A 25,922-nucleotide genomic window follows, 5' to 3' on the forward strand; every position below is an offset into this window, starting at 1 on the left:
ACAATCCGAGTATAGAAAATCGTCCTGCCAAAAGATACTCGCAAAATTGCCGAATATGTGCTCGATACTGCCTTTCTGATTCGGGAATGGATAATTTTCGTTGATTCCTTACGGAAATCGGATTACACTTCATAGTGAAAACTGCCTTTTTAGGATCGAAAAGGGGGAAGGCGGGATGACCGCGATCGCAGAGCCACAGCCGGATTTGATCCGGGAGGAGATCGTCAATTATGAGAATCCGCTGCTTTATCTCAAAGTGTGGGAGATCCAGTCCGAAGGCGCTTCCTTCGGCATTCCCGCCAGGTGGCCGTGGCATTACCACCGGGAGGTTGAATTTCTCGCGGTCACGGAAGGAAAACTCGGATTTCAGACCAAACGCGAATACGGCACGTTGGAAGCCGGCGATCTGGTGCTGTTCGGTTCGTCGCAGCTGCACCGCGTACATAAGGCGCATCCGTCGACGCTGAAATTCGTCGTCTTTCAGGTCGATCTGCTGCAGCATTTCGACCCCGGCTCCATGCCTTACATGAACTGCTTCTCCGAGCTGACCGAGCCGCTCAGCCGGCTGAACTATATATTTCGCGAACAGCCCGCTGTCCGCAGCGAGGCGTTTTCGCTGATCATGGACATCCACCGCGAAACCCAGCGCAAGGAGCTGGGGTACGAGCTGGCCGTCGGAGCCGCGATCAAGCGGCTGCTGCTGCTTCTCCTTCGCAGCGATACCCGCGGACTTTTGCGGGAGTCCCGGGACCGCGATTTGGTCCGTTTGCGCCCGGCCATCGATTATATCGAAAACCGGCTGCACGAGAAAATAACGGTCGAGGACATATGCCGGCTGCTGAATATAAGCTATCATTATTTCATTCGCCACTTTCATCAGGTTATGGGCATTTCCTTTGTCGAATATGTCAATTACAAGCGCATCAAAAAAGCGGAAAGGCTGCTGCTCACCCGCGACCTGAACGTAAGCGAAATCGGCCTGGAGGTCGGAATTCCGAGCATGGGGCAGTTTTACAAGCTGTTCAAACGCCATAACCGCTGCTCGCCTAGCGAATTCCGCCGCCGGATGAAACAGGACTTTTTTTGTCATCACGACTAAAGGTCGGCGTTTTGCCGGGGTTGAATGCGCTTTCGCGGAAGGACATTTTTTCTGCGGCGGCAGCTAAAAAAATGTCTGTTTCCTGCTTCCTCCGCGTTGTTTACATTACAGGTAACAGCCGTTCCTCTTGCAAGGATTGCAGGGATGTAGCGAAAATAGCGGAGTGGACGGATTCTTGCTGGAGAAGCGCCACCGGTCGCCTTTGTTCTCGGATTTCTACCGCCAAGTGGCGGAGTTATGGAATCCGTGGGGTCCCCGTAAAGTAATCGGTATAAGCTGCGAAGGTTATCGTCACTTTACGGGGCTGAGGAGCGATCGGAAGCAAGATCCGAGACACGCAGCGGCTGATTTTCGCTTATCAGGAACGGCCGGCAAAAAGGAGGAATGATCGATGAAGCGACCGAAAAGACGAACGGGCGGCATCGCCCTGTTAACGCTCGGACTTGCGCTCGCGGCCGGCTGCTCTACGGCCGGAACCGGCACCGGGGTCAAAACGGGGCAAAACGGGACGTCAGCGGACGAAAAAAAGCCGCTGCGCATTCAAATGTTCGCCGGCTTGTACAATGACGTGCCCGACATGAATAACGCCTACTGGGCGGAGTGGCAGAAGCGGACGAACAGCAGGCTGGAGATCGAATGGGTGCCCGCCGGCGACCTGAACACGAAGCTCGACCTGGTGCTCGCCTCCGGCGATTTGCCTGAGGTGCTGGCCGTCCCGGATTTTAAACGCCCGACGCTGATCAGCGCGATCAAAAACGGGGCGTTTTGGGATTTGACGCCGTTTCTCGGCGATTTCAGCCAATATCCGAACCTGAAAAACAACACGGTAAAAGACGCGTTCAAGTACCGGACCGTCGGCGGCAAAATATATTCGCTGCCCGGTTCGCGCTCGCGGATCGATATCGGCATCAAGATTCGCAAGGATTGGCTCGACAAGTTGAACATTCCGGTCCCGACGACGCTTGATGAATATGAAGCCGCCTTGAAGAAAATAGTGGAAGGCGACCCGGACGGCAACGGCAAAAAGGACACGTTGGGCTTAATTGGAAACGGCGTCATCGTAAACGACGGAGACGCGGCGTTCGCGGCCGCTTTCGGGTCGCTGGAGCCGACGTACAACGCGGAGGGAGGCCTCATTTACACGAACCTGACCCCGCAGTACACCGAGACGGTTGCCTGGTTCCGCAAACTATACGAGCAGGGACTGCTCGCCAAGGAGTTCGCGGTCATGAAAAGAACGCAGGCCGAGGAGCTGTACAAAACCGGCCGCGCCGCATCTTATGCCCGCAGCATATGGTGGGACAAGGAATGGGAGAACGAGATCGAAAAGGCGGGACAGAAGGACCCGAAAATCGTCAACCTTACGTTGAAAGGGCCGAAAGGATACGCGATTGACCTGGCGATCGGTGGCGGAGGCGGGTTCCTCATCTCGAAAAAAGTGCCGGAGGCGAAAGTGAAGCAGCTGCTCGATTATTTCGAGCTGACCGCGTCGCGGGAAATCAGCGATTTTTCCTACTACGGAATTCCGGATGTACATTATAAGACCGTCGACGGGCAGAAGGTGCTGACCGAGCAGGGCGTGAAGGAAGTGAACACGACGAGCAAAGGCGTCGGCGTGCTCGCCTACGAGAAGTGGGGCAAGGTGATCAGCGCCTCCGGCAATAAAGCGTACAACGACGCCAAAATCAAGGAAGTGGAGAAATACGACGAGATCGGCCAGGTCGATCCGTTCCGCTATCTGGTTTCGGACTCGTGGATCAATGTGTGGTCCAAGTACGAAAACGAATGGAGAGCGAACGTAACCAAGGCGATCGTCGGCCAAATCAGCATGGACGAATACCGCAGCTATGTGGACAAAATTAACAATTTACCGGAAACGAAGCAAGCGTATAAGGAATTCGCCGAGCATTACAAATCGTTCAAGTGATGGGAAGCAAGGTTTTGGGTCAAGGGCGGACGGAACGGGACATCATGTTCGAGAGATGACATAAAAGGATGCGGGGTTACGGCTTATGAAACGCCTGCGGGATGCGGCTCGCGCGAAAATCGGCTCGGTGTTGTCCAAAACAAGCTACTTGCGGCGCATGATTTGGCTCGGATGTATCTCCGTCGCCGTCCCGATCGTTTTGTCGGGAGCCGCCTATTATCAATTCGCGATGAACAAGCTGGTCCATCAATTTCAGGAAGACAGCCGGGCCTCTCTCACCACGTTCAAGGACCGTCTGGAAAACGTATTGACCCGCATCGAGCTGGAGTCGCTGCAAATCTCCACCAGCTCCGCCGTCCGCTCGGCGCTCGGGAAAGCGGATTTTGCCGATCGGTACGTGCAGCAAACGGAAATGATGGATTCGTTTCTGTTTCAAAAAAGCGCCAACAATCTGATTGAAGATATCGTGTTTTATGAAAGCGCTTCGAATGTCGTCTTGTCCGGCGCCTACGGCCAAACATCGCTGGAAAACTCTCCGCAAAGAGAGATTATCCGGAACGTGCTGTCCATGAAAAATCAAGCCGGCTGGATTTATTCGCCCGGCATCGGAGCCGAAGGCTGCCTCACCTATGTGCGGCAGCTTCCGGTGATGAAGATCGGAGCGCCGCAGGGCGCTCTGCTTGTCCATGTGAAAATCGACGCGCTTCGCAAGCAGCTGTTCGATGCGGGCCTGGCACCCCATCGGCAATCGCTGGTCGTTATGGACGCGGATCGCCGGATTATGCTGCATTCGTCGGAAGTGGCGGCGATCGGTCAAGCCGCGGGGCAGGTTTCCGCGCTGAAACGGGTGCTCGGCCATGACGACGCAAACGAATACGCGATGCTGAAGGACGACGCGAACCGGATGCTGATCATGTTCCATAAAACCGCACTCGGCCGCTCTTACGTCATCATGATGCCCGAAGCCGGGCTCGTCAGCCAGCTTGACTGGGTCCGGGCGTTCGTTGCGGCGTCCGTGCTGTTTTGCCTAAGCGTCGGTGTGCTGCTGACTTATTTGTCGTCGAAAATGGTATACAGTCCGATCGATCGGTTGATCCGGTACGGGAAACGGCTTCATCCTGCGGGAAAAGGCTCGTCCGCCGGTGCGAAGGAAAACGAAATCGAATTCATCCATTCGTGCCTCGCGTACCTAAGCGAACAGGCGGAATCGCTGAATCGGTACGTAAAGCAAATTCAGCCCGATCTGCGCGACCGATTTCTTCTGAAGCTGCTTCAGGCGGACGGCCCTCCCGATCCCGGAGCGGCCGAGCCATACCTTCGTCTGTACCGGATACCGGCAGAGGGCCTGTTCATCGCGATGATCGTGAAGGTGGACAACCTGTTTAAGGAAAAGCGGTTTTTGCCGGGGGAAGGGGCGGTCATCGTTTTTGCGGTTAACAACATCATCGCCGAGCTTCTGGAACATTATCCCGGGATAGCCGGGTATGTCGTTGACCGTGAGGGGAAGGAAAGCGCGGTTATCCTTCATTTTGCGGAAGCGGCGTCGGATATTGAGGAGCGGAGGCGGACGGTCCGGCTTTTTGCCGGGGAAATTTGCACCGCCTTGAAAAAATATATGTCCTTCACGGTATCCGTCGGTATCGGCGGGGAGCGCTCCGGGCTTGAGCTGCTGCACGAATCGTACGTGGAGGCGCGGCAAGCGATTCAATCCCGCCTGCTGCACGATGTCGATGCGGTGCTTTTTTACGAGGAAGAAACGGCTTCCAGGGAAAAGGCCACTGCTTTTAATTATCCGAGAAAGCTGGAATCGGATTTGCTCGAGGCGCTGTCGCGCGGCGAGCTGCCGGAGGCGGAAAAGGCGCTGCTGCAATTTTCCCGGACGATCCGCAGCTCCGGTTCTTACGATACGGTGATGCAGTGTTACCATGTTTTGCTTTCGTCGATTATCCGGTCGCTGGAGCATGAAGGTTATGGTGCGATCGATCAGCTCGGCGGCAATTTGTTCGAGCAGCTTAAGGCTAGGCAAACCTCGCAGGAGGTACAGGACTGGTTCATCGAGTCGCTGTTTCCGTTACACCGGCGCGTTACTGAGGAGTTTCGCGCCAACCAGATCCGGATTGCGATCCGCCGGGTATGCCGGCATATCGAGGACGGCCAGGGGATGCCGACTCTTGTGGAATGCGCGGAGCTCGTGCGGCTCAGCCCTTCGTATTTGAGCCGCATGTTTAAAAAGGAAACCGGCGTCGCGTTTATCGAATATGTGATGCAGTTCAAGCTGGAGAAAGCGAAAAGACTGCTGGCGGAGACGGACTTGGGCATAGCGGAAATAGCCGGGATAGTCGGCTACTCGGAGCGAAACCTGAACCGCGCGTTTAAGCGCCACGTCAAATGCTCGCCCAAGATGTACCGTTTGTCCGCCCGGACGGGCGGTGACTTGAGCAAGGACGGAGGAACGGATGTGAAAGAACAAAAATAGCAAAGTTCGGATTGAAATGGTCATCAATGCGAAACAAAATGGCAGTTTTATGTACTATAATGAGAATCAGCAAAAGCTTAGGGAAAGGATGCTGATGTTATGGAGGCACGTACGTTTAAGAATCCGATTTTGCCCGGATGTTATGCCGATCCGTCAATTTGCCGGGTCGGCGAAGACTATTATATGGTGACATCGACTTTTGAATATTTCCCCGGTGTACCGATTTTCCACAGCAAGGATTTGGTGAATTGGCGGCAGCTTGGCCATGTGCTGGACAGGCCGTCACAGCTCGATCTGGATGGGACGCCTTGCTCCAAAGGCATCTACGCTCCGACGATCCGCTATCATGAAGGCACATTTTACATGGTGACGACGTTTGTGGAAAGCGCGACGGGGGCGCGGAAAAATTTTTACGTCACGGCGCACGATCCGGCCGGTCCGTGGTCCGATCCGCATTGGCTGCAGGATGCGCCGGGGATCGATCCTTCCTTGTTTTTTGACGACGACGGCAGGTGTTATTACACCGGCAACCGGCAGCCTCCGGGTGGGCAGCAGTATCCGAAGCATATGGAAATATGGCTGCAGGAGCTCGATTTGCGGACGCATCAACTGGTCGGGCCGAAGATCAGCCTGTGGGACGGGGCGCTCAAGCTGGCTCATGCCCAGGAAGCGTCTCACCTGTATAAAATCGACGGCTATTATTATTTGATCATTGCCGAGGGCGGAACGGGATTTACGCATTCCGTGACGATCGCCCGCAGCGAGCGGCTGACCGGCCCTTACGAAGCGTGCAAGATGAACCCGATCCTCACGCACCGCCATTTGGGGCAGCAGCATCCGATCGCCAATGTGGGGCATGCCGACTTCGTTCAGACGCAAAACGGCGACTGGTGGCTTGTCTGCCTCGGCTCGCGCCCATACGGAGGACATTACCGCAACCTGGGACGGGAAACGTTTCTCGCGCCTTTCATTTGGGAGAACGGCTGGCCGGTCGTAAATCCCGGCAAAGGCATCATCGAGACGGAGATGCCGCGCCCTTCGCTGCCTGAGCATCGCTGGCCGACGCAGCCTGCGTGCGATCATTTTGACTCGCCGACACTTAGGCATGAGTGGAACTTTATCCGCACGCCGCGGGGCGAGTTTTGGTCGCTCGCCAAGCGGCCCGGCTATTTGCGGCTGAAGCTGAAGCCGGAGACCGTGATGGAAGAGGCGAATCCGAGTTTTGTCGGGCGACGCCAGCAGCATATCGATTTTGCCGCTCGTGTAGCGATGGAATTTTCGCCGCAGTCGGAGCGCGAGGCGGCCGGACTCGTGCTGCTGGAGAACACCGACTTCCAGTACCGCATGGAAATCAGCCGCGGACCGGGTGGCGGTTCCGCGCTCGTCATCCGTTTAATCCAGCGCCGCGAGGGGACGGACACGGTGCTGGCGGAGCAGGCTGTACCCGCCGAAGCAGGTGCCGGTGCGGCAGCGGGGAAAGCGGCGGAGCTGCGGGAACGGCGGCTTTACATGAAGGTGGAGGCGATCGGCCAAAGCTACAGCTTCTATTATGCCGTACAAGCCGAGCAGTGGTTCGCTTTGTACGAAAACGCCGACGGCACCATACTGAGCGTCGATGTGGGCGGAGGTTTCACCGGTACATACATCGGAATGTATGCCACAGCGCATGGAGCAACGAGCGATAATTTCGCCGATTTCGATTATTTCGAGTACATGCCGATTTGAGGCGCCGTTCTCTATCCGGTTGTAAGGCAGCTAGCGGATGCGGTATCTCGAAACATCAAGTTTCCGGAAATAAGGGGCACTTTGAGTGCTCCTTATTTTTTTGGGAAATTTGCCGTTTGAGTTTAAATATGAACGAACGTTAATTATTGACTTATGAACATCCGTTCACTATAATCCAAAATATGTCATTGATAGAGGGAGATTAGTGCCATAAATGACATCAGCCTTGCCATCATCTTAGCAGCGATTGAAGGCTTAACCGAGATGATGCATGTATAATCCAAGCAAGGAGGCGGTCGGAATGGATCATTTATTTCCTGTCAAAGATACAGCCAGCACCAAACGCAAAATTTTCGAAACGGCGATCGATTTGTTTTCCAGACACGGTTACTCTGCGGTATCGGTCCGGCACATAACGAAGCAGGTCGGCATCAAGGAAAGCGCGCTGTACAACCATTTCAAAACGAAGGACGACCTCTTGGAGGCGATTTATTCCGTTTTCCGAACCGAGCTGCGGCAAAAAGGGCTTCCCCCGGTCGAAAAACTGGATGAAATATTGCAGCAGATGACGCCGGAACAGTTTCTTATTTGGGGTTTTGAAACCTTCAAGCAATCCGTTCAAGACCCGCTGGCAGCGAAAATATGGCGGATTCTGAATATCGAGCAGTTCAGGGATCAGCGGGCAAGAATGATCATTTTGGACGATATTTATAAAGGGACGATCGATTTTTTGGAAGCCGCGTTTAAGATCCTTATTCAAAAGGGCGCCATTCGGGGGCATGACCCCAGACAGCTTGCTTTTGAATATCAATATCCGCTGTTTTCCGTCATGACCGAATATTTGCTGCTGAAGCATGACGTACGCGATACGGCGGAATTGGAAAAACGCATCGAGGATCATATCCGATATTTCATAAGCGGTATTAAGAAGCAGTAGGAGGTGATTTCATGATAAGAAATCTTAAATTCGCAGTTTACTTTGCAGTTATCGCCGTGTGCTCCTATACGATCAGCTTGCCTTATTTACGGGCGACCTCGGGCAATTTGGACAAAATGAGTCCGCCGGGCGGACCGGTTATTTCGTTCGCTCAATACGCGGTCGCTTCCGGCGTCAATGTCGTACTAATGACTTTTGTACTGAGCTGGATAGGAGCTTCTTTGTCCGACAAGGCGGGCCTTAAGTGGGACTGGATTCGTTCGGTTTTTGAAAGAAAGGCAAGACCCGCTTGGGATAGGAAATATGTGCTGATTTCCGTTGTCGGCGGAATTCTCATCTCCGTGTGTATAGCTGCGGTCCAGGTGATCTTCATGCCCTTTATGCCCGAGATGAATCAAGCGGTTAAGAATGCGGAAGTACCGCCGTGGATCGGTCTGACAACCGTCTTTCAAGGCGGGGTTGTCGAGGAAGTTATGATACGGTTCGGATTTATGACGTTGGCCGTTTGGGCGCTCGGCAAATTGTTCTCCAGAAAAAGGCATCCGCTGCCGGGATGGATTTACACGGTTTCCATCTTCACGGCAGCCGTCTTGTTCGGCATCGGGCATCTGGGTGCGGCGCAGGCCTTAACAGGTACTTTAACCGCAATCATTGTCGTTTATATCGTTCTGGCTAACTCGCTGGGCGGAATCGTTTTCGGCTACTTATATTGGAAAAAGGGACTGGAATACGCCGTCGTCTCCCATATGACCGCCGACATCGTGCTGCATGCTGTCATTCCGTTGGCAGGCTGACGGCATGACGCAATAATTACCTGAGAAACAGATGCTCCGGGGCCAGCTCCTGCTCGCTGCGGAATTTGCCCGGCGAGAGGCCGACCCAATGGCGGAACACCTTGGAAAAATAATTGCCTCCGGCGAATCCGACGCTGGCGGCGATCTCATCGAGCGTTAGTTCGGTCGTGCGCAGCAGCCCGGCCGCCTTTTCGATGCGCAGCTTGTTCAGATACTCAAGCGGCGTCAGCCCCGTGAACCGGCGAAATTGACGGAGAAAATGGAATTTGGATAAGCCCGCGACGTCGGCCATCTCGTCCAGGCTGCCGATCCGTTCGTAATTCAGCTCGATGTACCGGACCGATTTGCGGATTGCCTCGGGAAGCGTCGAGGCGGTTTCTTCATAGGCGCTGCTGCGGTACAGCTCGCTGATGAATTGGTACGCGTACATCGAGTTTAAATAACCGTCCGTAATTTGACGCAGCTTCGCTTTTTCAAAAATCGCCTTCAAGGCGCGTATCGGAGGGCTTTCCGGCGCGAACTCCGCTACCTGCCCCGTTTTGGAGGCAAGCTCCTCGAAAACCGGCGCAAGCCGATCCCCCTTCAGCATGATCCAGAGAAACTCCCAATGCCCGCCGTCCTCCGGAAAAAAGTAACGGTGGACGCTCGGAATCCGCACAAGAAACGCTTTGCCCGCGTCCAGCGTGTGCGTCTGATCGCCGAGAAGCATCATCCCGCGCCCCGATAGCGTATATTGAAACAGGACGGAATCCGGGTTGCCGCGATTCATCCCGTCCCAGTTGTAGTCGGCGCTGACCGTTTGTTCCCAGCCGATACCGTCGATTTGCGCCACACCGAAGCTCGGCGTTTCCCGGAAGCGGAATCCGTAGGCATGACGGAACGGCTCCGGCGGTTTAACGGACATCTCGACACCTTCCTCACGTGAAAAGTTCAACTGCTTGCGAGTCGTATTATAAAGCAATATTTTGCGGATAACAAGCGGAGAGCAGGCAGCAATATTTTACCGTGAATTCGCAGTTAATTACCATTGTAAGCGGCAATGATTTGATATACCTTTAATTCGTAAGCTCTTCGGAAACGCTTTTCGGTTTTGCGAGGCAGCAATAATGAAGAATATCGGAGGTATGCGATCATGCTGAAAATCGCAATGATCGGCGCGGGCAGCATCGGCTTTACCCGCCGTTTGATGATGGACATTTTGGCGGTGGAGCAGTTCAGGGATACCGAGTTTCGTTTCATGGACATCAATGAGGAAAATTTGCGCATGGTCGCCGATTTGTGCCGCAATATGATACGGAAAAACGGCCTCGCCGCGACGATCGTGGAAACGACGAATCAACGTGAAGCGATTGCCGGCTCGGACTACGTCATCTGCATGGCGCGGGTCGGAGGGCTTGAGGCGTTCCGCCACGACGTGGAAATTCCGCCGAAATACGGCGTCGACCAATGCGTCGGCGATACGCTCGGACCGGGCGGCGTGTTTTTCGCGCTGCGGACAATTCCGGTGCTGCTCGGCATCGCCAAAGATATGCGCGAGACGGCGCCGAACGCGCTGCTGCTCAATTATTCCAATCCGATGGCGATGAACACCTGGGCGCTGCGCCGCGCCGGCGGCATTCATGTGGTCGGCTTATGCCACGGCGTGCAGGGCGGCCATAAACAAATCGCAACGGCGCTCGGGCTGCCGAGGGAAGAAGTCGATTTTATTTGCGCCGGCATCAACCATCAAACCTGGTATATCCAGGTGACGCACAAGGGCCGCGATATGACGCCGTTTCTGCTTGAGGCGTTCGAGAAGCACCCCGAGCTGTCGCTGCGCGAGCCTTGCCGCATCGACGTATTGAAGCGGTTCGGCTATTATTCGACCGAATCGAACGGCCATCTGAGCGAATATTTGCCCTGGTACCGCAAGCGCAAGGAAGAGACGGACAAGTGGATATATACGGGGGAATGGATCGGCGGCCGCACGGCGGGATATTTGAACCACTGCATCTCCAAGCGAGATGAATATCTTGAAATGTATCCGAAATGGATGAGCGGCGAAGCCGAATATATCCGGCTCGGCGAACGTTCCGACGAACACGGCTCCTATATCATCGAAGCGCTGGAAACGGGCAAGACGTACAGAGGACATTTCAACATCGAAAACAAAGGGTTCATCACGAATTTGCCGGACGGCTGCACGATCGAAATTCCTTGCTACGTAGACCGAAACGGCATCAATGCCGCCTGGGTCGGCAATTTGCCGCTGCAATGCGCCGCCACGTGCCGTGCGAGCATCAGCGTGCAGGAAATGGCTGTCGAGGCCGCGCTGACGGGCAACCGGGAGCTCGTCAAGCTGGCTGTTCTGCACGATCCGCTGACGGCGGCCGTGTGTACGACGCAGGAGGTTTGGGAGATGTGCGACGAAATGTTCGAAGCGCTGGCCCCGTGGATGCCGCAGTTTAACGGAGAAGGCGTGACGTGGAAGGACATTCCGCAGCCGCCGGGCTTCTATAAGCCGGTAAGGCCGGCGGGAGACTGGCAGCCGCCGGCGCTTCGCGGCGAGCAGGTCGCAATCGACAGAAACGAGAGATTGTCGGTGGGGTATAAAGATTCTTAACAAAATGGAGCGCCGACGGATTTTCTTCCGCCTGCGCTCCTTATTTCGTTTGGCTTCTACAATTTGAACGCAGCTACGGCTCTGTTCAGGTCCAGCGCCAATTGGGCCAAAGATTGGGATGTCGATGCCGTTTCCTCGCTGCTCGCTGCCGCTTCCTCGGTGCCGGCGGAAATCGTTTCGATCGAACTCATCACATTGGACGTTTGCGCAGCCTGTTCCTCGCAGGCAGCGGCGATTTCCGTCACCTTGTGGGCGGTTTCGTTCACGACGGTCAAAATCGTTTCGAACGCCTCGCCCGTCCTTTGCGAGCTGGCCATGCCTTCGCTTACCGCCTTCACGCTGTGCTTCGTATTTTCCTGCATCCCCTTAATGATGGATGTGATCTGCTTGGTCGCTTCGCTGCTGCGCTCGGCCAGCTTGCGCACTTCGTCGGCGACAACCGCAAAGCCGCGTCCTTGCTCGCCGGCACGGGCCGCTTCGATGGCTGCGTTTAACGCAAGCAGGTTCGTTTGATCGGCGATGTCGTCAATGACGCCGATAATTTCCCCGATTTTGCCCGAATCCTGTTCGAGCAGCGCCATCTGTTTGTTGATCGAATTCATGCCTTCGATCGAATGGCGAACGACCTTTCCGCCTTCCTGGGCCATGGACATCGTCTTGCCGGACAGCTCGGATGCTTGCTCCGCGCTTTCCGCAACGGAATTGATCGCCGTGGAAAGCTCTCTGAACAGCTCATTGATCGTTTGCGCTTCGCCGGCTTGGACGCTGCTGCTGCTGGCGATCTCCTGCGAGCTGGCGGATATTTGCTGGGCGGCTGCGGAGACGTTTTCCGCCGAGGCCAGTATGCCGCCGATCGTCTTTTTCAAGCTTTGCATCGTGTGATTTAATGCGCCCGCCAGCTGGCCGATTTCGTCGCGGGAGTCGATATCCGCCGTCTCGCGCAGGTCGCCTTCCGCGACTTTGCCGAGTACATCGGCCACCCGTCTTAACGGACGTGAGATCGACTGGACGATCAAGCTGCCGAAACAGATACAGAGGGCCACTGCGACGACAATGATGATGATGGCAGTATTTCGTACCGATATAAACGCTTCATGATTCATCTGATCGGTTTGCTTGGACTCGTTTTTCAGGTAGTTGATCAAATCGGACAAATATTTGTTCTTCTGATCTCTCAATGACGCCACATTTTGCTCGAAAACGGCATATGCTTCGGCGTTTTTGTTTTGAAGGGCAAGCTCCTGCACTTCCTTGCGGGCATTTCTATATTGTTCCATCGTGCCGTTATATTTGCTGACAAGGTCTTTTTCCGTTGCAGTCAGTTCGGTTTTCGTATAATTGGCCAGAAGAATCTCATTTTGTGCGGATATGTCCTGCATTTCCTTAACCAGGCTTTTATTTCGTTCTTGATCCGAGGTGGTCATAAGTTCGAACAGATCGGTTTCGATTCGGGTCGAGTTCGCCTGCATGGAAAGAATCCATTCAATCGGCTGAAGCTGCTCTTGATACATTTCCATTGAGCCGCGGTTCATCTGCTGCATCCCTCTATAGCCGATCAATCCTATGGCCAGCATGGAGATGAGGCAGATGGCAATGAGCATATTTATTTTCGCGCCGACCTTTACATTTTTAATCCATTTCATTGAATGAACCTCCGGTTATGTAAGTTTGTTTTGAGGATTAGGATTGCGGATGCGGGCATGGTTAGGGACAGGATGCTGTGTCACCCCCTTTCTGCGGTAAATCTCGTGAGGTTGTACTTACCCGGCATTAAATTGCAGAAACGATGCGGAACTAAGCTTTGCACCTCGCGGCAGTAGTCATCCGGATCACCTGGTCATAATTCGACATTATTCGATTAATTACAACGATTTTATCATTCAAATGTCGAATTTGGTCATTTATCTTACAAAATTTCGCTAAAAATTAATTAAAAATTTAAAGAAAAAAATCCTTTGACAAGACGAGGCTACGGATGGTAGAGTACAAGTTAAATTCCCAATCACATTTTTTGGAAAAAAAGGAGGGCTTACGCATGCATCGTCATCTTCATCGAAATCATCGCGATTTTGACCGAAATCATATGGATGTTTTCAATCCGAACCGTTTCAACCAACCGAATGATGCGGCGGCACCTTTTTTCTGAAAAGTTTGAGTGATCAGGACGAAAGGCGCGCGCCGATGCAGGCCGTGACGCGCGCTTCTTAATATGTGCCTTCGATGTTCAAGGGCATGGCGTCTTCCCGGACGCTGTGTCTTTTTTTGTTGCTTAGGAAATTATGCATGTCTAATTTTTGTAAATAACCGGGGCTCCCCCAAAAATACTAGGAATAGGCTGCAAAGGTTCACTTCACTTTTGGGGAGTTTGTTCTTGCTTTTTTTAACGATAGGAAGGGGAGTGTAGCCGTGTGGGCGATTTTTCGCAAGCTGGATTGGTTTTTTAAAAGCTACTGGAAGCAATATGCGGCGGCCATCGTCATCCTCGGCGCGGTCGGGGTACTGGAGGTGCTGCCTCCGAAAATGCTCGGCTCCGCCATCGACAAGCTGCGCGAGGGGACTTTATCCGCGGACAGGGTCCGCGATCTGCTGCTGCAGCTTATGGTTTTAAATGTGCTGATTTACGGCATGACGTACGTGTGGCGTTATTATTTGTTCGGCGGCGCCTTTCATGTCGAACGGCAGCTGCGGTCGCGGCTGATGGGACACCTGCTGCGGATGACGCCGTTTTTTTTCGAGCGCAACCGCACGGGGGATTTGATGGCACGGGCCACCAACGATTTGAAGGCGGTGTCGATGACCGCGGGGATGGGGATGATGACGCTGTGCGACTCCACGATGTGGATGCTGACGATATTGACGATGATGGCGGCGTTCATCAGTTGGGAGCTGACGGCGGCTTCGCTGCTGCCGCTGCCGCTGATCGCCGTCACGATGCGTTATTACGGCAAAGCCGTGCACGAGAGATTTTCCGCGGCGCAGGACGCTTTCGGCCGGGTGAACGACCGGGTGCTGGAGACGGTGTCCGGCATTCGCGTGCTGCGCGCTTTCGTGCAGGAGAGCAACGACTTCGAGCGCTTTCGCGAGCTGACGGAGGACGTGCACCGCAAAAACGAGGACGTCGCCCGGATCGATTCGCTGTTCGATCCGACCGTGAAGGCGCTTGTCGGCTTAAGCTACATGATCGGGATCGGCTACGGCGCTTATCTGGTGTTTCACAGCCGGCTGACGCTTGGGGAGCTCGTTTCGTTCAACATTTATTTAGGCATGCTCATCTGGCCGATGTTTGCGGTAGGCCAGTTCATCAACATCATGCAGCGGGGCAGCGCTTCGCTCGACCGCGTGAACGAGACGCTCGCCTATAAGCCGGATGTGACGGAAGCGGCCGAGCCGCTCAAGCCGGCCGGCGCCGGCGACATCCGCTTCGAGCGGGTCAGCTTCGCTTATCCGTCGGCCTCCGGGCTGCAGCTGCAGGACGTTTCGTTCACGCTGCGCGAAGGCGGAACGCTCGGCGTCGTCGGACGCACCGGCAGCGGCAAGACGACGCTGCTCCGTCAGCTGCTGCGCGAGTACCCGGCCGGAGCAGGGCGCATCACGCTCTCGGGCGTGCCGATCGAGAGCATTTCGCTGGCGCGGCTGCACGGCTGGATCGGGTACGTGCCGCAGGATCATTTTTTGTTCTCGCGCACGGTTCGCGAGAACGTAAAGTTCGGCCGCCCGCATGCCGGCGAGGCGGAGCTTGCGTCAGCGCTCGACGCGGCGGCGCTGACGAACGATTTGCCCATGCTGCCGCAGGGGCTGGATACGCTCGTCGGCGAGAAGGGCGTCGCGCTGTCCGGCGGGCAGAAGCAGCGTGTCTCGCTCGCCCGCGCGCTGCTGGCGGAGCCGGAGCTGCTGCTGCTCGACGACGCGCTCTCCGCCGTCGACGCCCGCACGGAGGCGGAGATCATCGCGGCGCTGCGCCGCATTCGGGCGGGGCGAACGACAATCATCGCGACGCACCGGCTTTCGGCCGTCCAGCACGCCGACCTCATTCTCGTGCTGGACGAAGGGCGGGTTGCCGAGTCCGGAACGCACGGGCAGCTGCTCGAACGCGGAGGATGGTATGCCGAGCAGTTTGTTTTGCAGCAGCTGGAGGAAACTACAGCGGATAGCCGTGCCGAAGAGGAAGGAGAGAGTCCGAATGGGAACGGGAAAGAAGCTGCTCGCTTACGCAGCCTTTTATAAGCGAACGATCGCACTCGCGCTGCTGCTGCTCTCGCTTGCGGTTTTTTGCGAGCTGACCGGTCCGATGATCGCCAAAAAGCTCATCGACGATCACATTTTAGGCATCGAACGCATTTGGCTGGAGGTGCCGCCCGCCGCATCGGACGATGCCGCGGTGCAGTTTCGCGGCCATACGTACAAACGTATCGACCGGCTTCAGGACGGCGAAGCCCACGGAGAGGAAGCCCGCGTGCTGCTGATCGGCCGCAGTTATTATTTTATCGCCGGTGCGATACGTTTTGACGGCGTGCGCGAGGCGGGCGACGAAACGGTGCGCATTACGCGAGGCGGCGAACATGCCGATTACAAGGCCGTCCGACTGACCGGCAGCGAGGTGGTGGCTTTTTACAAACCGGAGCTTCCCGGCTTGCTTCGGCTGATGGCCGCTTTCGCCGGTCTGCTCCTGCTGGCCTCCGGATTTCACTACGGGGAAAAGCGGCTGCTGCAAACGGCCGCCGGCCGGATCATCCAGCAGCTGCGGCTCGATGTGTACGGGCATATTCAGCGGCTGCCGGTCCGCTTTTTCGACAATCAGCCTGCCGGCAAAATCGTCGCCCGCATAACGAACGATACGGAGGCGATCCGCGAGCTGTTTGTGAACGTGCTCGCCAACTTTGCGTCCAGCGCGATTTACATGACAGCGATTTTGGCCGCGATGTTTTTGCTTGACGTGAGGCTGGCGCTTGTCTGCCTGCTGATCATCCCGATCCTGTTCGTATGGGTCGCCGGCTACCGGAAGCTGGCGAACCGTTACAACCACGTCATTCGCAGCCGGCTCAGCGACATGAACGGGATGCTGAACGAGACGATTCAAGGGATGCGCATCATTCGCGCGTTCCGCCGTCAGGAACAGGTGGAACGCGAATTCGAGGCGCTGAACCGGGAACATTTTTCCTACCAATACCGGATGCTCGGACTCAATTCGCTTACCTCGCACAATCTTGTCGGTTTCCTGCGGGTTGGCGCGTATGCGCTGCTGATCTGGTATTTCAGCCGGGCGGCGGGCATCGCAGGATCTGCGGAATCCGGCGCACTTTCCCTGGGTGTGCTGTACGCGTTCGTCGATTACTTGAACCGGCTGTTCCAGCCGGTGACGAACGTGGTGAACCAGTTATCCGGCCTCAGCCAGTCGATGGTTTCGGCGGAGCGGGTGTTCGACCTGCTCGCCGAACGGGTAGAGGATGGGCAGGAGCAAGGGGCGGACCCTGTGGCGGAAGGGCATGGCCCGGCACGGCGGTCCGTTGAGCTGGACCGTAAAGCGGGTGCGCCGCATGCGGGCAGCGCAGCCGCCGGCGCCGGTCCAGTAACGGCGGAAAGCGCCGCGGAAGGCGATTCGGACAGGGCGCCGGCGGCTACGGCGGGTTCCGGCCGCCGGTCCCACAGGCAAGGGAGAGGGCACGTCCGGTTCGAGGACGTATCGTTTGCGTACAAGGAAGGCGAGCCTGTGCTGAAACGGATTTCTTTCGAAGCGAAGCCGGGGGAGACGGTCGCGTTCGTCGGGCATACGGGATCCGGCAAAAGCTCGCTGATGAATTTGTTGTTCCGCTTCTACGACCCGCAGCAGGGGACGATTTGGATCGACGGGCAGAACACCCGCAAAATGACGCGGCAGCACGTGCGCTCGCATATGGGCATCGTGCTGCAGGACCCGTTTCTGTTCACCGGCACGGTGGCGGGCAACGTCAGCCTGGACGACCGTTCCGTCGCGCGGGAGCGGGTGGAGGCGGCGCTGGAAGCGGTCGGTGCGGGGCGGCTACTCGGTTCGCTTCCGTACGGGTACGACGAGCCGGTCGAGGAGAAAGGCGCCACGCTGTCCGCCGGACAGCGGCAGCTCATCTCGTTTGCGCGTGCGCTCGCCTTTGACCCGGCGATCCTCGTTCTCGACGAAGCGACGGCGAGCATCGACACGGAAACGGAATCGGTCATCCAGCAGGCGCTGGACGTACTGAAGCGAGGGCGGACGACGTTTATTATCGCCCACCGGCTGTCGACGATCCGCCAGGCGGACCAAATCATCGTGCTGCACCGCGGGGAAATCGCCGAGAGCGGCACGCACGAGCAGCTCATGCGGCGGCGCGGGCCGTATTACCGGCTGTACCGGCTGCAGCAGGGAGCGTACGTGTAAATGCGATGCGAGTAAGTTCAATTGGAGAAACTTAATGCCGACGGGCCGGAGATTGCGAGGAGGAAACGGGCTATTTTTCGCCAGATATGCTTCCTTCGTTGCAGGTAAAATGAAGAATTTCATTCCTTGGTTGATCACGGAGACACGGCCAGAACAATGTTCTTAAATTGTAACGGTTGTGACAGCGCTTATTTAGCTTAAAATGCTCATTTTGAATTTCTAACGGTTACCCATGAGCTTATTTAAAGGATTTCCCGCTAAGAGGTCATCATATTGCCCAAATAACGTCAACCAGAACCTTTAGAATTTTAAAACCCGCAATATCCATGCAATAACCGCTGTGGCAACCGTTAGAAATTTTATCGCATTCAATTCACTTTAGTTACGCGAGAGGGAGAAAGTTTCAACATGCAAGCATATCATACCTGTTGATCATGCATAAAGACCGGGACCGCCTGCAGCCAGGGGTCCCGGTCTATTTGAACAGTAAAAAGTCAAGGTTTCGTCGCTTTCTCCAGCTCGGCCAAAATGGCGTAGGCCTCCTCATTCGAACGCCCGCACATGTCCACCGAAGCCCGGAGGCTGCCGCAGACGGCCGGACGTTCCGGGCTTCCGAACAGCCTGCAGCGGTTGTCTTCGGTCAGCTGCACGCAGCGGACGCCGGCGGGTTTACCTTCCGGCATGCCGGGAATCGGCGATGAGATCGAAACGACGATGCAGCACGCCGCACAACCGATCCGGCATTCCATGGCGCAATCCTCCCTTTTTATGAGCGATTTGCTCCATTATAGCATAAACGTCACCTGCCCGGGCTTCATTGCGGGTCGCGCATCCATACCTCCAGCTGCGGGCGGCCCAGGACGGCGTCGTCCGCTATATGTACGGCGAACCCGTACGAAGCAGGCTTCCCGCCGTCCGGGGACGCGGACCGGCAAATGGCGGCCGCACTGCCCGCGAGATGCGGCAGCCGCACAAGGGAGGCGGCCGCGGCATCGGCGTAATACACATACCCGCGAATGATCGCGGCCGCAGTTCCGCCGCCCAGGCAAACGAGCTGAAACGCCGACATGTCGGGTTTATCGGCGGCGGCAATCGGCGGCAAGGCAGTACGGTAAACGCCATGCGGGCCGTGCAATTCGAGCAGATGCCCTTGGCCGGTTGCCGTAATCATGGCCGTCTCTCCGTCCAACGCATCGAAGGCGAGAATATTCTCCCGTTCGAGCTGAGCGCCGCCGCCATGGCCGTCCCAACACCACAGCCGCCCGTCCTCGTCCAAAATCCGCAGCCTGCGCCCTTCCGGTACAAGTCTTACCGGCTTGGCCGACAAGGTAAGGCGGAAACCGGCGAACGTCTCGCGCTCGGGATCGAACCGGACGATGCTCCCGGCCGAAGCGGCCCATACGCCGCCGTCCGGATGAGGGGCCAGGGACAGGACCGGTTCGTCCGCAGGCCACTTCCGCTGCGGCCATTCGGCGGTAAAGCTGCGCACGAACCGCCACGGGCTGGTGAGCTGTGAGCGTCCGATGCCGCCGTTCCAGCTCATCCAAAGCGAATCGCCCTCTAAGGCCACGGCGTGCAGCGGCTCGCCGTAGTGCAGGGTGCCTATGACCGCTTCCCCTTCCGGCTCGACCTCCCACGTGAAGCCGTCCTGCGTTGTCACAGCGTATTTGCCGGGTCCGACGGCATGAACGCCGTATGGCATCGAGGCGCTTTCGCCGACGGAGCAGGCCGAGCTTCGCACGAGACGGGCTCCCGGACCGGGCAGCGGGATCGACAGGGCCGGGCCGGCGTTCCGGCCGTCCGAGCCGATCATGGTCTGCAGCGGCCCGGCGTGCGTAAAAGCGCCTTCGTCCGTAACGGTCCGCTTGACATGGTCGATCGTCCGCACCCGGACTTCACCGTCCGCAATATCGATCAAACGGGAAAGTCTCGACTCGTCCCGGGTGCAGTTCCCATGAACGCCGGTGATGAAAAAATGCGTTCCGCCGCGGTACGTATGTGAATCCGGGTAACGGTGCCCGAGGTGATAGTGGGCGGAAAACCACATTACGATCTCGGGGTAAGATTCGAAAAGCCGCTTCCAACGGTAAGGGTCGTGATTTTGATCGAGATAAGCATTGGTGGACCGGACGTGCACGCGGGGCACGGTGCGCAGCCCGCAGCCGATCGGAGGCGCATGGGTGAAGAAAACGACCGGCACGCCCGGACGTTGTTCGAGTTCGCTGACGAGCGTTTGGAACTGCTCATCCGTAACGTAGCATTCCTGCAAACAATAGCAGGAATCGGCGGGCTGGGGTTCTGTGGACGCAAAAAACAGCCGGAACGTATCGAACTCGATGACGCCGTACGGTTTTTCCAACGAGTACAGCTTGATCAGTTCCGCTTCCATCGTTCCATCGGCTTGAGGGCCGCCTCCCGACTCCCGCTGCAGATCGTGGTTTCCCAAAATCGGCCGCTTCGGCGCGGAAATCATATCGAGAAACGGTTTCACCTCGTGCAGTCCCTCGATGCCGCCGATCCGCTCCTTGCTTCCGAAATCTCCGAGCGGCACGACCAAGTCCGGCTTCAGCCGCTCGATATCTTCCATTGCGGAGCGGGTCAGTTCGTAAGCGTCCGGATCGAGGTGAAAATCTCCAAGCACAACCAAGCGCATTTTTCCAGCCTCCCCATGTTGTTTTTTTGTGGAAAACTGAAGGCTCCCCAAAGTACCGGAAATAGGCGAATGAACATTTTCCTCACTGTTGAGGGGCGTTTCTAAGCAGATTACCAGTTATAGCGAAACTCGTCAACAATAAAGTAAGCGGTTACCCAAAATTATTCAAAAAACCCCTGAAGGAGGGGAGCGGGAAAGGAAATCGGACAATGAGGAAGGCTAAAATGCAAAACATATCTTCCCAACCCACAAAGAGAGTGTTATAATTTGTCTCTGTTAAGCGCTTACCCACCTGGTGCGAAAAGGAGGTGATGCCGATTCGGAAGGCGTTTGCATTTTCCGGTATGTTTTCCGGACCGCTTTGAGTGCTGCTTTTATGATTTGTCGTCGTAAATTCTTTTGCCAGGAAAAAATTGAATAAGTCAGGAGAGTGCGTGTATGAAGCAGTTTAAGCGATTTGTCGTTGTAACCGCTTTATCGTCTTCGATGCTTTTCCAGACGGCGGCCTTAGCGGCCGAAGATTACGTACCGCTGCGCGAAAGCCTGCAAAAAGCGGGAGCCGCCGTCGTTTGGGACGGTCCGAATAAATCCGCGGCGTTCAAGCTGCCGAACGGATCGACCGGATCGGTTACCGTCGGCAGGGGCGAGTATACGCTCGGTTCCAGAACCGGCAAGCTCAGCGCCGCTGCGAAGCTCGAGAACGGCGTAACGCAAGTGCCCGCCGACTTCGTGAAGCTGCTGCTCGGCGATACGTCCGGAAGCGATGTGCTTGATTTGGCGCGGCAAGCGGAGGAGAAACTTGTGCAGGTCACGGCCGAAACCGAAACCGACGCCGTGGAGAGCGGAAGCGATGCGGCCGACGATCCGGCGATCTGGGTGAACCCGAAGGCCCCGTCCAAAAGCACCTTGATCGCAACGAACAAGGGCGGCGGCGTGCTGGTTTACAATCTGGACGGCAAGGAGCTGTACTCGTACAAGGTCGGCAAGGTCAACAACATCGACGTGCGCTACGATTTTCCGCTCGGCGGCAAAAAGGTCGATATCGCTGCGGCGACGAACCGCTCGGGCAATACGGTCGAATTTTTTGCGATCGATCCGGAGACCGGCGAGCTTACTTCCGTTAATGGCGAGAAAATTCGCTCGAAAATGACCGAGGTGTACGGCTTTTCGCTTTATCACAGCCTCAAAACCGGCAAATTTTACGCGCTTATCCTCGGCAAAGAAGGCGAATTCGAGCAGTATGAAATTTTCGATAACGGCAGCGGCAAAATAAACGGCAGGCTGGTCCGCGAGTTCCAGCTCGGCACGATTGCCGAAGGGCTTGTCGCCGACGACGAATACGGCTACATGTATTTTTCGGAGGAGAACGTCGCGCTGTGGAAATTCGATGCCGAGCCGGAAAGCGGAGTGCTGCCGATTGGCAGGGTGGACGTTCCGGACGGCAGCCGGCTGACCGCAGATATCGAAGGACTTGCGCTATACTACGGCAAGGACGGCAAAGGTTATCTGATCGCCTCCAGCCAGGGCAGCAACCGCTATGTCATCTACAAGCGGGAAGGCGGCAACAGCTATGTGGGCAGCTTCCGGATTGCGGACGGCGACTTGACGGACGGCACGACCGAAACGGACGGAATCGACGTGCTTTCGTTTGGGCTCGGAGACAAATATCCGGGCGGCATCTTTGTCGCGCAGGACGACGAAAACATTACCGGAGGCAAGACGTTAAACCAGAACTTCAAAATCGTGCGGTGGGAATCCATCGCCAAAGCGATCGATCCCGGACTGGCGCAGGATCCTTCGGTGGACCCGCGCAAGCTGATCAAGCGGAACAGATAGGCATAAACTTTGGTATTGACATCCGAGCGGTGATTGCTATAAGATTTTGGTAACGTTACCGGAAACGTTACCGGACCTCTGCGAAATAAGGTAACGGGTTATCGGTGATCGGCGGAAGCTCTGTGATTGGCTATCTTTCGACATTTTTCTGAAGTATAATAAATCACAAACGACGAAATCTTCGTTTACAGTTTTTCGGGAACGTTACCGGAAACGTTCTCGATGAGGAGGCTAATCCGTTGGTCACGATAAAAGACATTGCCAAACAGCTCGGCGTTTCCGTCTCGACGGTATCGCGGGCGCTTAACAATCATCCCGATATCAAGCCGGAAACGAAGAGAGAAGTGCTTGAGGCGATGGAGAAGTTCCAATACACTCCGAACGCGCTGGCCCGCAGTCTGATTAACAAGAAATCGTATACGGTCGGACTTATGATCCCCGACATCAAAGATCCTTTTTTCGCTAATATCGCCGACGGGGTGGAGGAAGTGCTTTCCGACAGCGGGTACCAGGTCGTGTACGGGAACACGACGCACCGGCTCGAGAAGGAAATTCGGTTTCTGGGCAGCGTTATCGAACGCAAAATGGATGGCATCATCGCTACGCCCGATGTGATGAACGACGAGATCGTCGACCTGCTGAAGCGGCTGGAGATCCCCGTCGTGCTGACGCGGCGGCGTCCGCCGGAAGGACTGGATATCCCGGTCGTCGACGTCGATCATTATAAGGGCGCCTGCACCGCTGTTGAATATTTGCTGTCGCTGAAGCATCGGCATATCGGGTTTATCGGGATGCCGGAATATTCATTCACCGGGCAGGAAAGGTACCGCGGCTACGTCGATACACTGCAGGCCGGAGGCATCCGGCCGGATCCGAACGGAGCGGTCTTCGGCGGAAGAACGATCGAAGACGGCTATAAGGCGATGGCCCGGCTGCGCGAGCAGTTTCCGTCCGTCTCGGCGGTATTCGCCGCGAACGACATGCTCGGCATCGGGGCGCTGGAGTGGCTCGCGAAGCACGGCGTCAAGGTGCCGGAGCAGGTCAGCGTCATCGGCTTCGACAACGTCGAAGTATCCGACCTGCATTGGATCAAACTTACGACGATCGCCCAGCCCCGCAACCTGATGGGCAGAAAGGCGGCCGAGCTGCTGCTCGCGATGATGCAGGGCAATCCGGTCCCGGCGGAACCGATTTTTCTCGATACGGAGCTGATCGTCAGAAACACATGCGCTGAATACCGGCCGGGCTGAAGCGAAGCGCCGCTCGCCCGGTCCATCGGCAGAACAACGAAAGGCGGTGCATCACCTTTGAATTCACTGGAGAAAGATGCTGCCGGATTACCTTCAATCAAACGTATCGTGGAAGCGTTTAATGACGGCAGCCTGCCGGCGAAATTTCGCACGACTTCGATGGAAGTGAAGGCCGAAAGCGGGGAGCTTCCGGATTTGTCGGGCTTCAGGCAGCTTAAGATCAGCGGCAGCGGACAATTTTCCCAATCGGGGCTCAAAACGATGGCGCAGGCTATCGCGCACCCGGCGATCATCATCGTCGATCTGCGGCAGGAAAGCCACGGCTTCGTAAACGGAGCGGCCGTGAACTGGTTCGCTCCGCACAACGCCGTCAACAAAGGTTACGGCAACGACGAGGTGCTGCGCAGGGAGAAGGAAGCTTTGGAAAAGCTGAGGCAGGAAGATCCGTTCGTTTTCGACCATGTCGAAGGAAAGTCGGCCGGCGTGCATGAGCCGATTGCCGGAATGAAGACGGTGCTCTCGGAAGAGGAAGCGGTCAGGCGGGAGGGTCTTATGTATGTACGGTTCTTCGTCACGGATCACCACCATCCTTCAGCTGCCGAAACCGATCGCTTTATTCGCTTTGTGAAAACGCTTACCGACGACGTGTGGCTGCATTTTCACTGCCGCGGGGGCGTCGGCCGCACGACTACCTTCATGCTGATGTACGATATGCTTCGCAACGTTCCCGATGTAAACTTCGAAGATTTTTTGCGCAGACAGCGGTTGATCGGCGGGCGCGACATGTTCCGGATGGACCCCAAGGAGCCTTATAAATACGCGGCGGCTATAGACAGGCTGGAATTTATCCGGACATTCCACGAATATTGCGTGCAAAATTGCGGAAACGGTTACGAAGTCCCGTGGTCGCAGTGGTTTGGTTCCCGGCAGCAAAGGCGGCAGTAAAGCCGTGTAAGAAAACGCTTACTTTGCAGTTTGAAAAAGGAGGGGTCAACGTGAAACGAAAACATGCATGCTCCACAGCCATTTCTCTGCTTGCGCTTCTTCTGCTCGCGGCGTGCGGCAATACGCCGGCCGGCGGGGGAGACAGCGGCGGCAAAGCGGGAACAAACGCCGGACAGCCGGCGAAAGCTTCCGCCTGGGCGGAAAAAGCCGGGCTGAACAAGACGGAAAAACCCGAAGAGCTGTATGCGAAGGCCAAGGAGGAAGGGAAGGTCGTCATCTACTCCCAATCGAGCCGGATCAGCGACGTGAAGGATTCGTTCGAAGCCAAATATCCGGGTGTGAAGGTCGAGGCGTACAACATCAGCTCGGTCGACATGCTGGAGAAGCTGGTGCGCGAGCACGGCGCCGGGGTGTACAACGCCGATGTCGTTTTTGCCAAAGATGTGGGCGGATCGTTTACGATGGAGCTGCTGAAAAAAGGCATCGTCCACTCGTATAAGCCTTCCGACATTACCGACAAAATGACGGAGCCTTACAAAACCCAGGTTGAGGGTCTCGTGCCTTACCTGGAGGCGCGCGGCATTTTCTACAATACCGACGCTTATCCGGCTCCCCCGATTTCAAACTGGTGGGATCTCACAACGCCGGAATGGAAGGGACGGGTAATGATCAGCGACCCGCTGAAGTCGGCCGATACGATGGATCTGCTGCTTGCTTTCGTGCAAAATGCGGACGATATGAAACAAGCCTACAAAGAAAAATTCGGCAAGGATATCGAGCTTGGCGATTCGCCGAACGCCGGGTACGAATTTATACGCAGGCTGGCGAAAAACGATCCCGTGCTGTCGAATTCCGGCGGAGACGTCGTCAAGGCGATCGGCAAGCCGGGCCAAAGCAAACCTCCCGTCGGTCTGACCGTCACGACCAAGCTGCGCGAAGGGCAAAGCCAAGGCCTGAAGCTCGGCGTATCGTACGACATCAAGCCGAAAGTGTCGCACGTCGAGCAGGCGCTGCTGTTTGTCGGCGATCAGTCGGCGCATCCGAATGCGGCGAAGCTGCTGATCCGCTGGATGGCCGGGGAGGCTGACGGCAAGGCGGCGGGGCTGAACCCGTTTAATATTCCGGGAGCGTGGCCGACGCGCAGCGACGTAAGGCCGGGAGAGCAGCTTCCGCTCGGCAAGCTGAACGTTTGGAAATACGACCCTGCATTCAACTATGAAAATGCGGTGAAGGTAAGAGATTTTTGGCTTAAGCAGCAATGATGTTCGTTTTTGCAGCAGATCTTCGTTC

17 protein-coding genes are annotated in these 25,922 nt (G+C 56.1%); 13 read left to right on the plus strand and 4 right to left on the minus strand.

Annotated elements, in window-relative coordinates; translation table 11 throughout:
- The first annotated feature begins 175 nt into the window (after positions 1–175).
- From MYS68_RS04275 to MYS68_RS04300, 6 genes are all read left to right on the plus strand, one after another.
- Positions 176–1,099 carry a helix-turn-helix domain-containing protein gene (locus tag MYS68_RS04275; protein WP_248924636.1) on the plus strand — a complete coding sequence of 308 codons (924 nt, stop codon included), beginning with the start codon at positions 176–178 and terminating at the stop codon, positions 1,097–1,099.
- A gap of 391 nt (positions 1,100–1,490) precedes the next feature.
- Positions 1,491–3,026 (plus strand): extracellular solute-binding protein, encoded by a 1,536-nt coding sequence (locus tag MYS68_RS04280; protein ID WP_248924637.1) that lies wholly within the window; start codon positions 1,491–1,493, stop codon positions 3,024–3,026.
- An 85-nt stretch (positions 3,027–3,111) separates the two neighbouring features.
- Positions 3,112–5,502, plus strand: a complete 2,391-nt coding sequence (locus MYS68_RS04285; protein WP_248924638.1) for a helix-turn-helix domain-containing protein — start codon at positions 3,112–3,114, stop codon at positions 5,500–5,502.
- A 99-nt stretch (positions 5,503–5,601) separates the two neighbouring features.
- Positions 5,602–7,227: a glycoside hydrolase family 43 protein gene (locus MYS68_RS04290; protein WP_248924639.1), complete on the plus strand. Its 1,626-nt coding sequence runs from the start codon at positions 5,602–5,604 to the stop codon at positions 7,225–7,227.
- Between the two features lie 301 nt (positions 7,228–7,528).
- A complete protein-coding gene (locus MYS68_RS04295; RefSeq protein ID WP_248924640.1) occupies positions 7,529–8,164 on the plus strand; it encodes a TetR/AcrR family transcriptional regulator in 636 nt (211 codons plus the stop codon).
- A gap of 11 nt (positions 8,165–8,175) precedes the next feature.
- A complete protein-coding gene (locus tag MYS68_RS04300; protein WP_248924641.1) occupies positions 8,176–8,958 on the plus strand; it encodes a CPBP family intramembrane glutamic endopeptidase in 783 nt (260 codons plus the stop codon).
- Positions 8,959–8,974: 16 nt separating this feature from the next.
- Here MYS68_RS04300 and MYS68_RS04305 read toward each other — a convergent pair whose 3' ends face one another.
- Entirely contained in the window at positions 8,975–9,862 is an 888-nt protein-coding gene (locus tag MYS68_RS04305; RefSeq protein ID WP_248924642.1) for a helix-turn-helix domain-containing protein, read from the minus strand.
- A 228-nt stretch (positions 9,863–10,090) separates the two neighbouring features.
- Here MYS68_RS04305 and melA point away from each other — a divergent pair, with 228 nt between their 5' ends.
- Positions 10,091–11,560 (plus strand): alpha-glucosidase/alpha-galactosidase, encoded by a 1,470-nt coding sequence (gene melA / locus MYS68_RS04310; protein WP_248924643.1) that lies wholly within the window; start codon positions 10,091–10,093, stop codon positions 11,558–11,560.
- A gap of 56 nt (positions 11,561–11,616) precedes the next feature.
- Here the strand turns inward: melA and MYS68_RS04315 are convergent, their stop codons facing one another.
- The gene (locus MYS68_RS04315) at positions 11,617–13,203 is read right to left on the minus strand and encodes a methyl-accepting chemotaxis protein (protein WP_248924644.1); all 1,587 of its coding nucleotides are present in this window, start codon (positions 13,201–13,203) and stop codon (positions 11,617–11,619) included.
- A 763-nt stretch (positions 13,204–13,966) separates the two neighbouring features.
- Here MYS68_RS04315 and MYS68_RS04320 point away from each other — a divergent pair.
- Entirely contained in the window at positions 13,967–15,784 is a 1,818-nt protein-coding gene (locus tag MYS68_RS04320; RefSeq protein WP_338043547.1) for an ABC transporter ATP-binding protein, read from the plus strand.
- Positions 15,741–17,948, plus strand: coding sequence for an ABC transporter ATP-binding protein (locus MYS68_RS38465; RefSeq protein ID WP_275983425.1), 2,208 nt, complete (start codon positions 15,741–15,743; stop codon positions 17,946–17,948). The genes MYS68_RS04320 and MYS68_RS38465 overlap by 44 nt, the downstream gene beginning before the upstream one ends.
- A 494-nt stretch (positions 17,949–18,442) precedes the next feature.
- On the opposite strand, the gene MYS68_RS04335 is transcribed toward MYS68_RS38465, so the two are convergent.
- Positions 18,443–18,697, minus strand: coding sequence for a YkgJ family cysteine cluster protein (locus MYS68_RS04335; RefSeq protein WP_248924645.1), 255 nt, complete (start codon positions 18,695–18,697; stop codon positions 18,443–18,445).
- Positions 18,698–18,762: 65 nt separating this feature from the next.
- Positions 18,763–20,601: a metallophosphoesterase family protein gene (locus MYS68_RS04340; protein WP_248924646.1), complete on the minus strand. Its 1,839-nt coding sequence runs from the start codon at positions 20,599–20,601 to the stop codon at positions 18,763–18,765.
- 438 nt (positions 20,602–21,039) lie between these two features.
- Between MYS68_RS04340 and MYS68_RS04345 the strand changes: the two genes are divergently transcribed.
- The 4 genes from MYS68_RS04345 to MYS68_RS04360 all read left to right on the plus strand — a co-directional run bounded on the left by MYS68_RS04345 (position 21,040) and on the right by MYS68_RS04360 (position 25,894).
- The gene (locus MYS68_RS04345; RefSeq protein WP_248924647.1) at positions 21,040–22,437 is read left to right on the plus strand and encodes a phytase; all 1,398 of its coding nucleotides are present in this window, start codon (positions 21,040–21,042) and stop codon (positions 22,435–22,437) included.
- Between the two features lie 239 nt (positions 22,438–22,676).
- A complete protein-coding gene (locus MYS68_RS04350) occupies positions 22,677–23,687 on the plus strand; it encodes a LacI family DNA-binding transcriptional regulator (RefSeq protein WP_248924648.1) in 1,011 nt (336 codons plus the stop codon).
- A gap of 57 nt (positions 23,688–23,744) precedes the next feature.
- Positions 23,745–24,632, plus strand: a complete 888-nt coding sequence (locus MYS68_RS04355; protein WP_248924649.1) for a phosphatase domain-containing putative toxin — start codon at positions 23,745–23,747, stop codon at positions 24,630–24,632.
- 50 nt (positions 24,633–24,682) lie between these two features.
- Positions 24,683–25,894 (plus strand): ABC transporter substrate-binding protein, encoded by a 1,212-nt coding sequence (locus MYS68_RS04360; protein ID WP_248924650.1) that lies wholly within the window; start codon positions 24,683–24,685, stop codon positions 25,892–25,894.
- Positions 25,895–25,922: the final 28 nt, after the last annotated feature.

This window comes from Paenibacillus hamazuiensis (assembly GCF_023276405.1).
In the GTDB taxonomy this organism is placed as follows: Bacteria; Bacillota; Bacilli; order Paenibacillales; family NBRC-103111; genus Paenibacillus_AF; species Paenibacillus_AF hamazuiensis.

Excerpts from the sequence above, each read along its gene's own strand:
- MYS68_RS04275 (WP_248924636.1), top strand. The coding sequence starts at position 176 with ATGACCGCGATCGCAGAGCCACAGCCGGATTTGATCCGGGAGGAGATC.
- MYS68_RS04280 (WP_248924637.1), top strand. The coding sequence starts at position 1,491 with ATGAAGCGACCGAAAAGACGAACGGGCGGCATCGCCCTGTTAACGCTC.
- MYS68_RS04285 (WP_248924638.1), top strand. The coding sequence starts at position 3,112 with ATGAAACGCCTGCGGGATGCGGCTCGCGCGAAAATCGGCTCGGTGTTG.
- MYS68_RS04290 (WP_248924639.1), top strand. The coding sequence starts at position 5,602 with ATGGAGGCACGTACGTTTAAGAATCCGATTTTGCCCGGATGTTATGCC.
- MYS68_RS04295 (WP_248924640.1), top strand. The coding sequence starts at position 7,529 with ATGGATCATTTATTTCCTGTCAAAGATACAGCCAGCACCAAACGCAAA.
- MYS68_RS04300 (WP_248924641.1), top strand. The coding sequence starts at position 8,176 with ATGATAAGAAATCTTAAATTCGCAGTTTACTTTGCAGTTATCGCCGTG.
- MYS68_RS04305 (WP_248924642.1), bottom strand. The coding sequence starts at position 9,862 with ATGTCCGTTAAACCGCCGGAGCCGTTCCGTCATGCCTACGGATTCCGC.
- melA (WP_248924643.1), top strand. The coding sequence starts at position 10,091 with ATGCTGAAAATCGCAATGATCGGCGCGGGCAGCATCGGCTTTACCCGC.
- MYS68_RS04315 (WP_248924644.1), bottom strand. The coding sequence starts at position 13,203 with ATGAAATGGATTAAAAATGTAAAGGTCGGCGCGAAAATAAATATGCTC.
- MYS68_RS38465 (WP_275983425.1), top strand. The coding sequence starts at position 15,741 with ATGGGAACGGGAAAGAAGCTGCTCGCTTACGCAGCCTTTTATAAGCGA.
- MYS68_RS04335 (WP_248924645.1), bottom strand. The coding sequence starts at position 18,697 with ATGGAATGCCGGATCGGTTGTGCGGCGTGCTGCATCGTCGTTTCGATC.
- MYS68_RS04340 (WP_248924646.1), bottom strand. The coding sequence starts at position 20,601 with ATGCGCTTGGTTGTGCTTGGAGATTTTCACCTCGATCCGGACGCTTAC.
- MYS68_RS04345 (WP_248924647.1), top strand. The coding sequence starts at position 21,040 with ATGAAGCAGTTTAAGCGATTTGTCGTTGTAACCGCTTTATCGTCTTCG.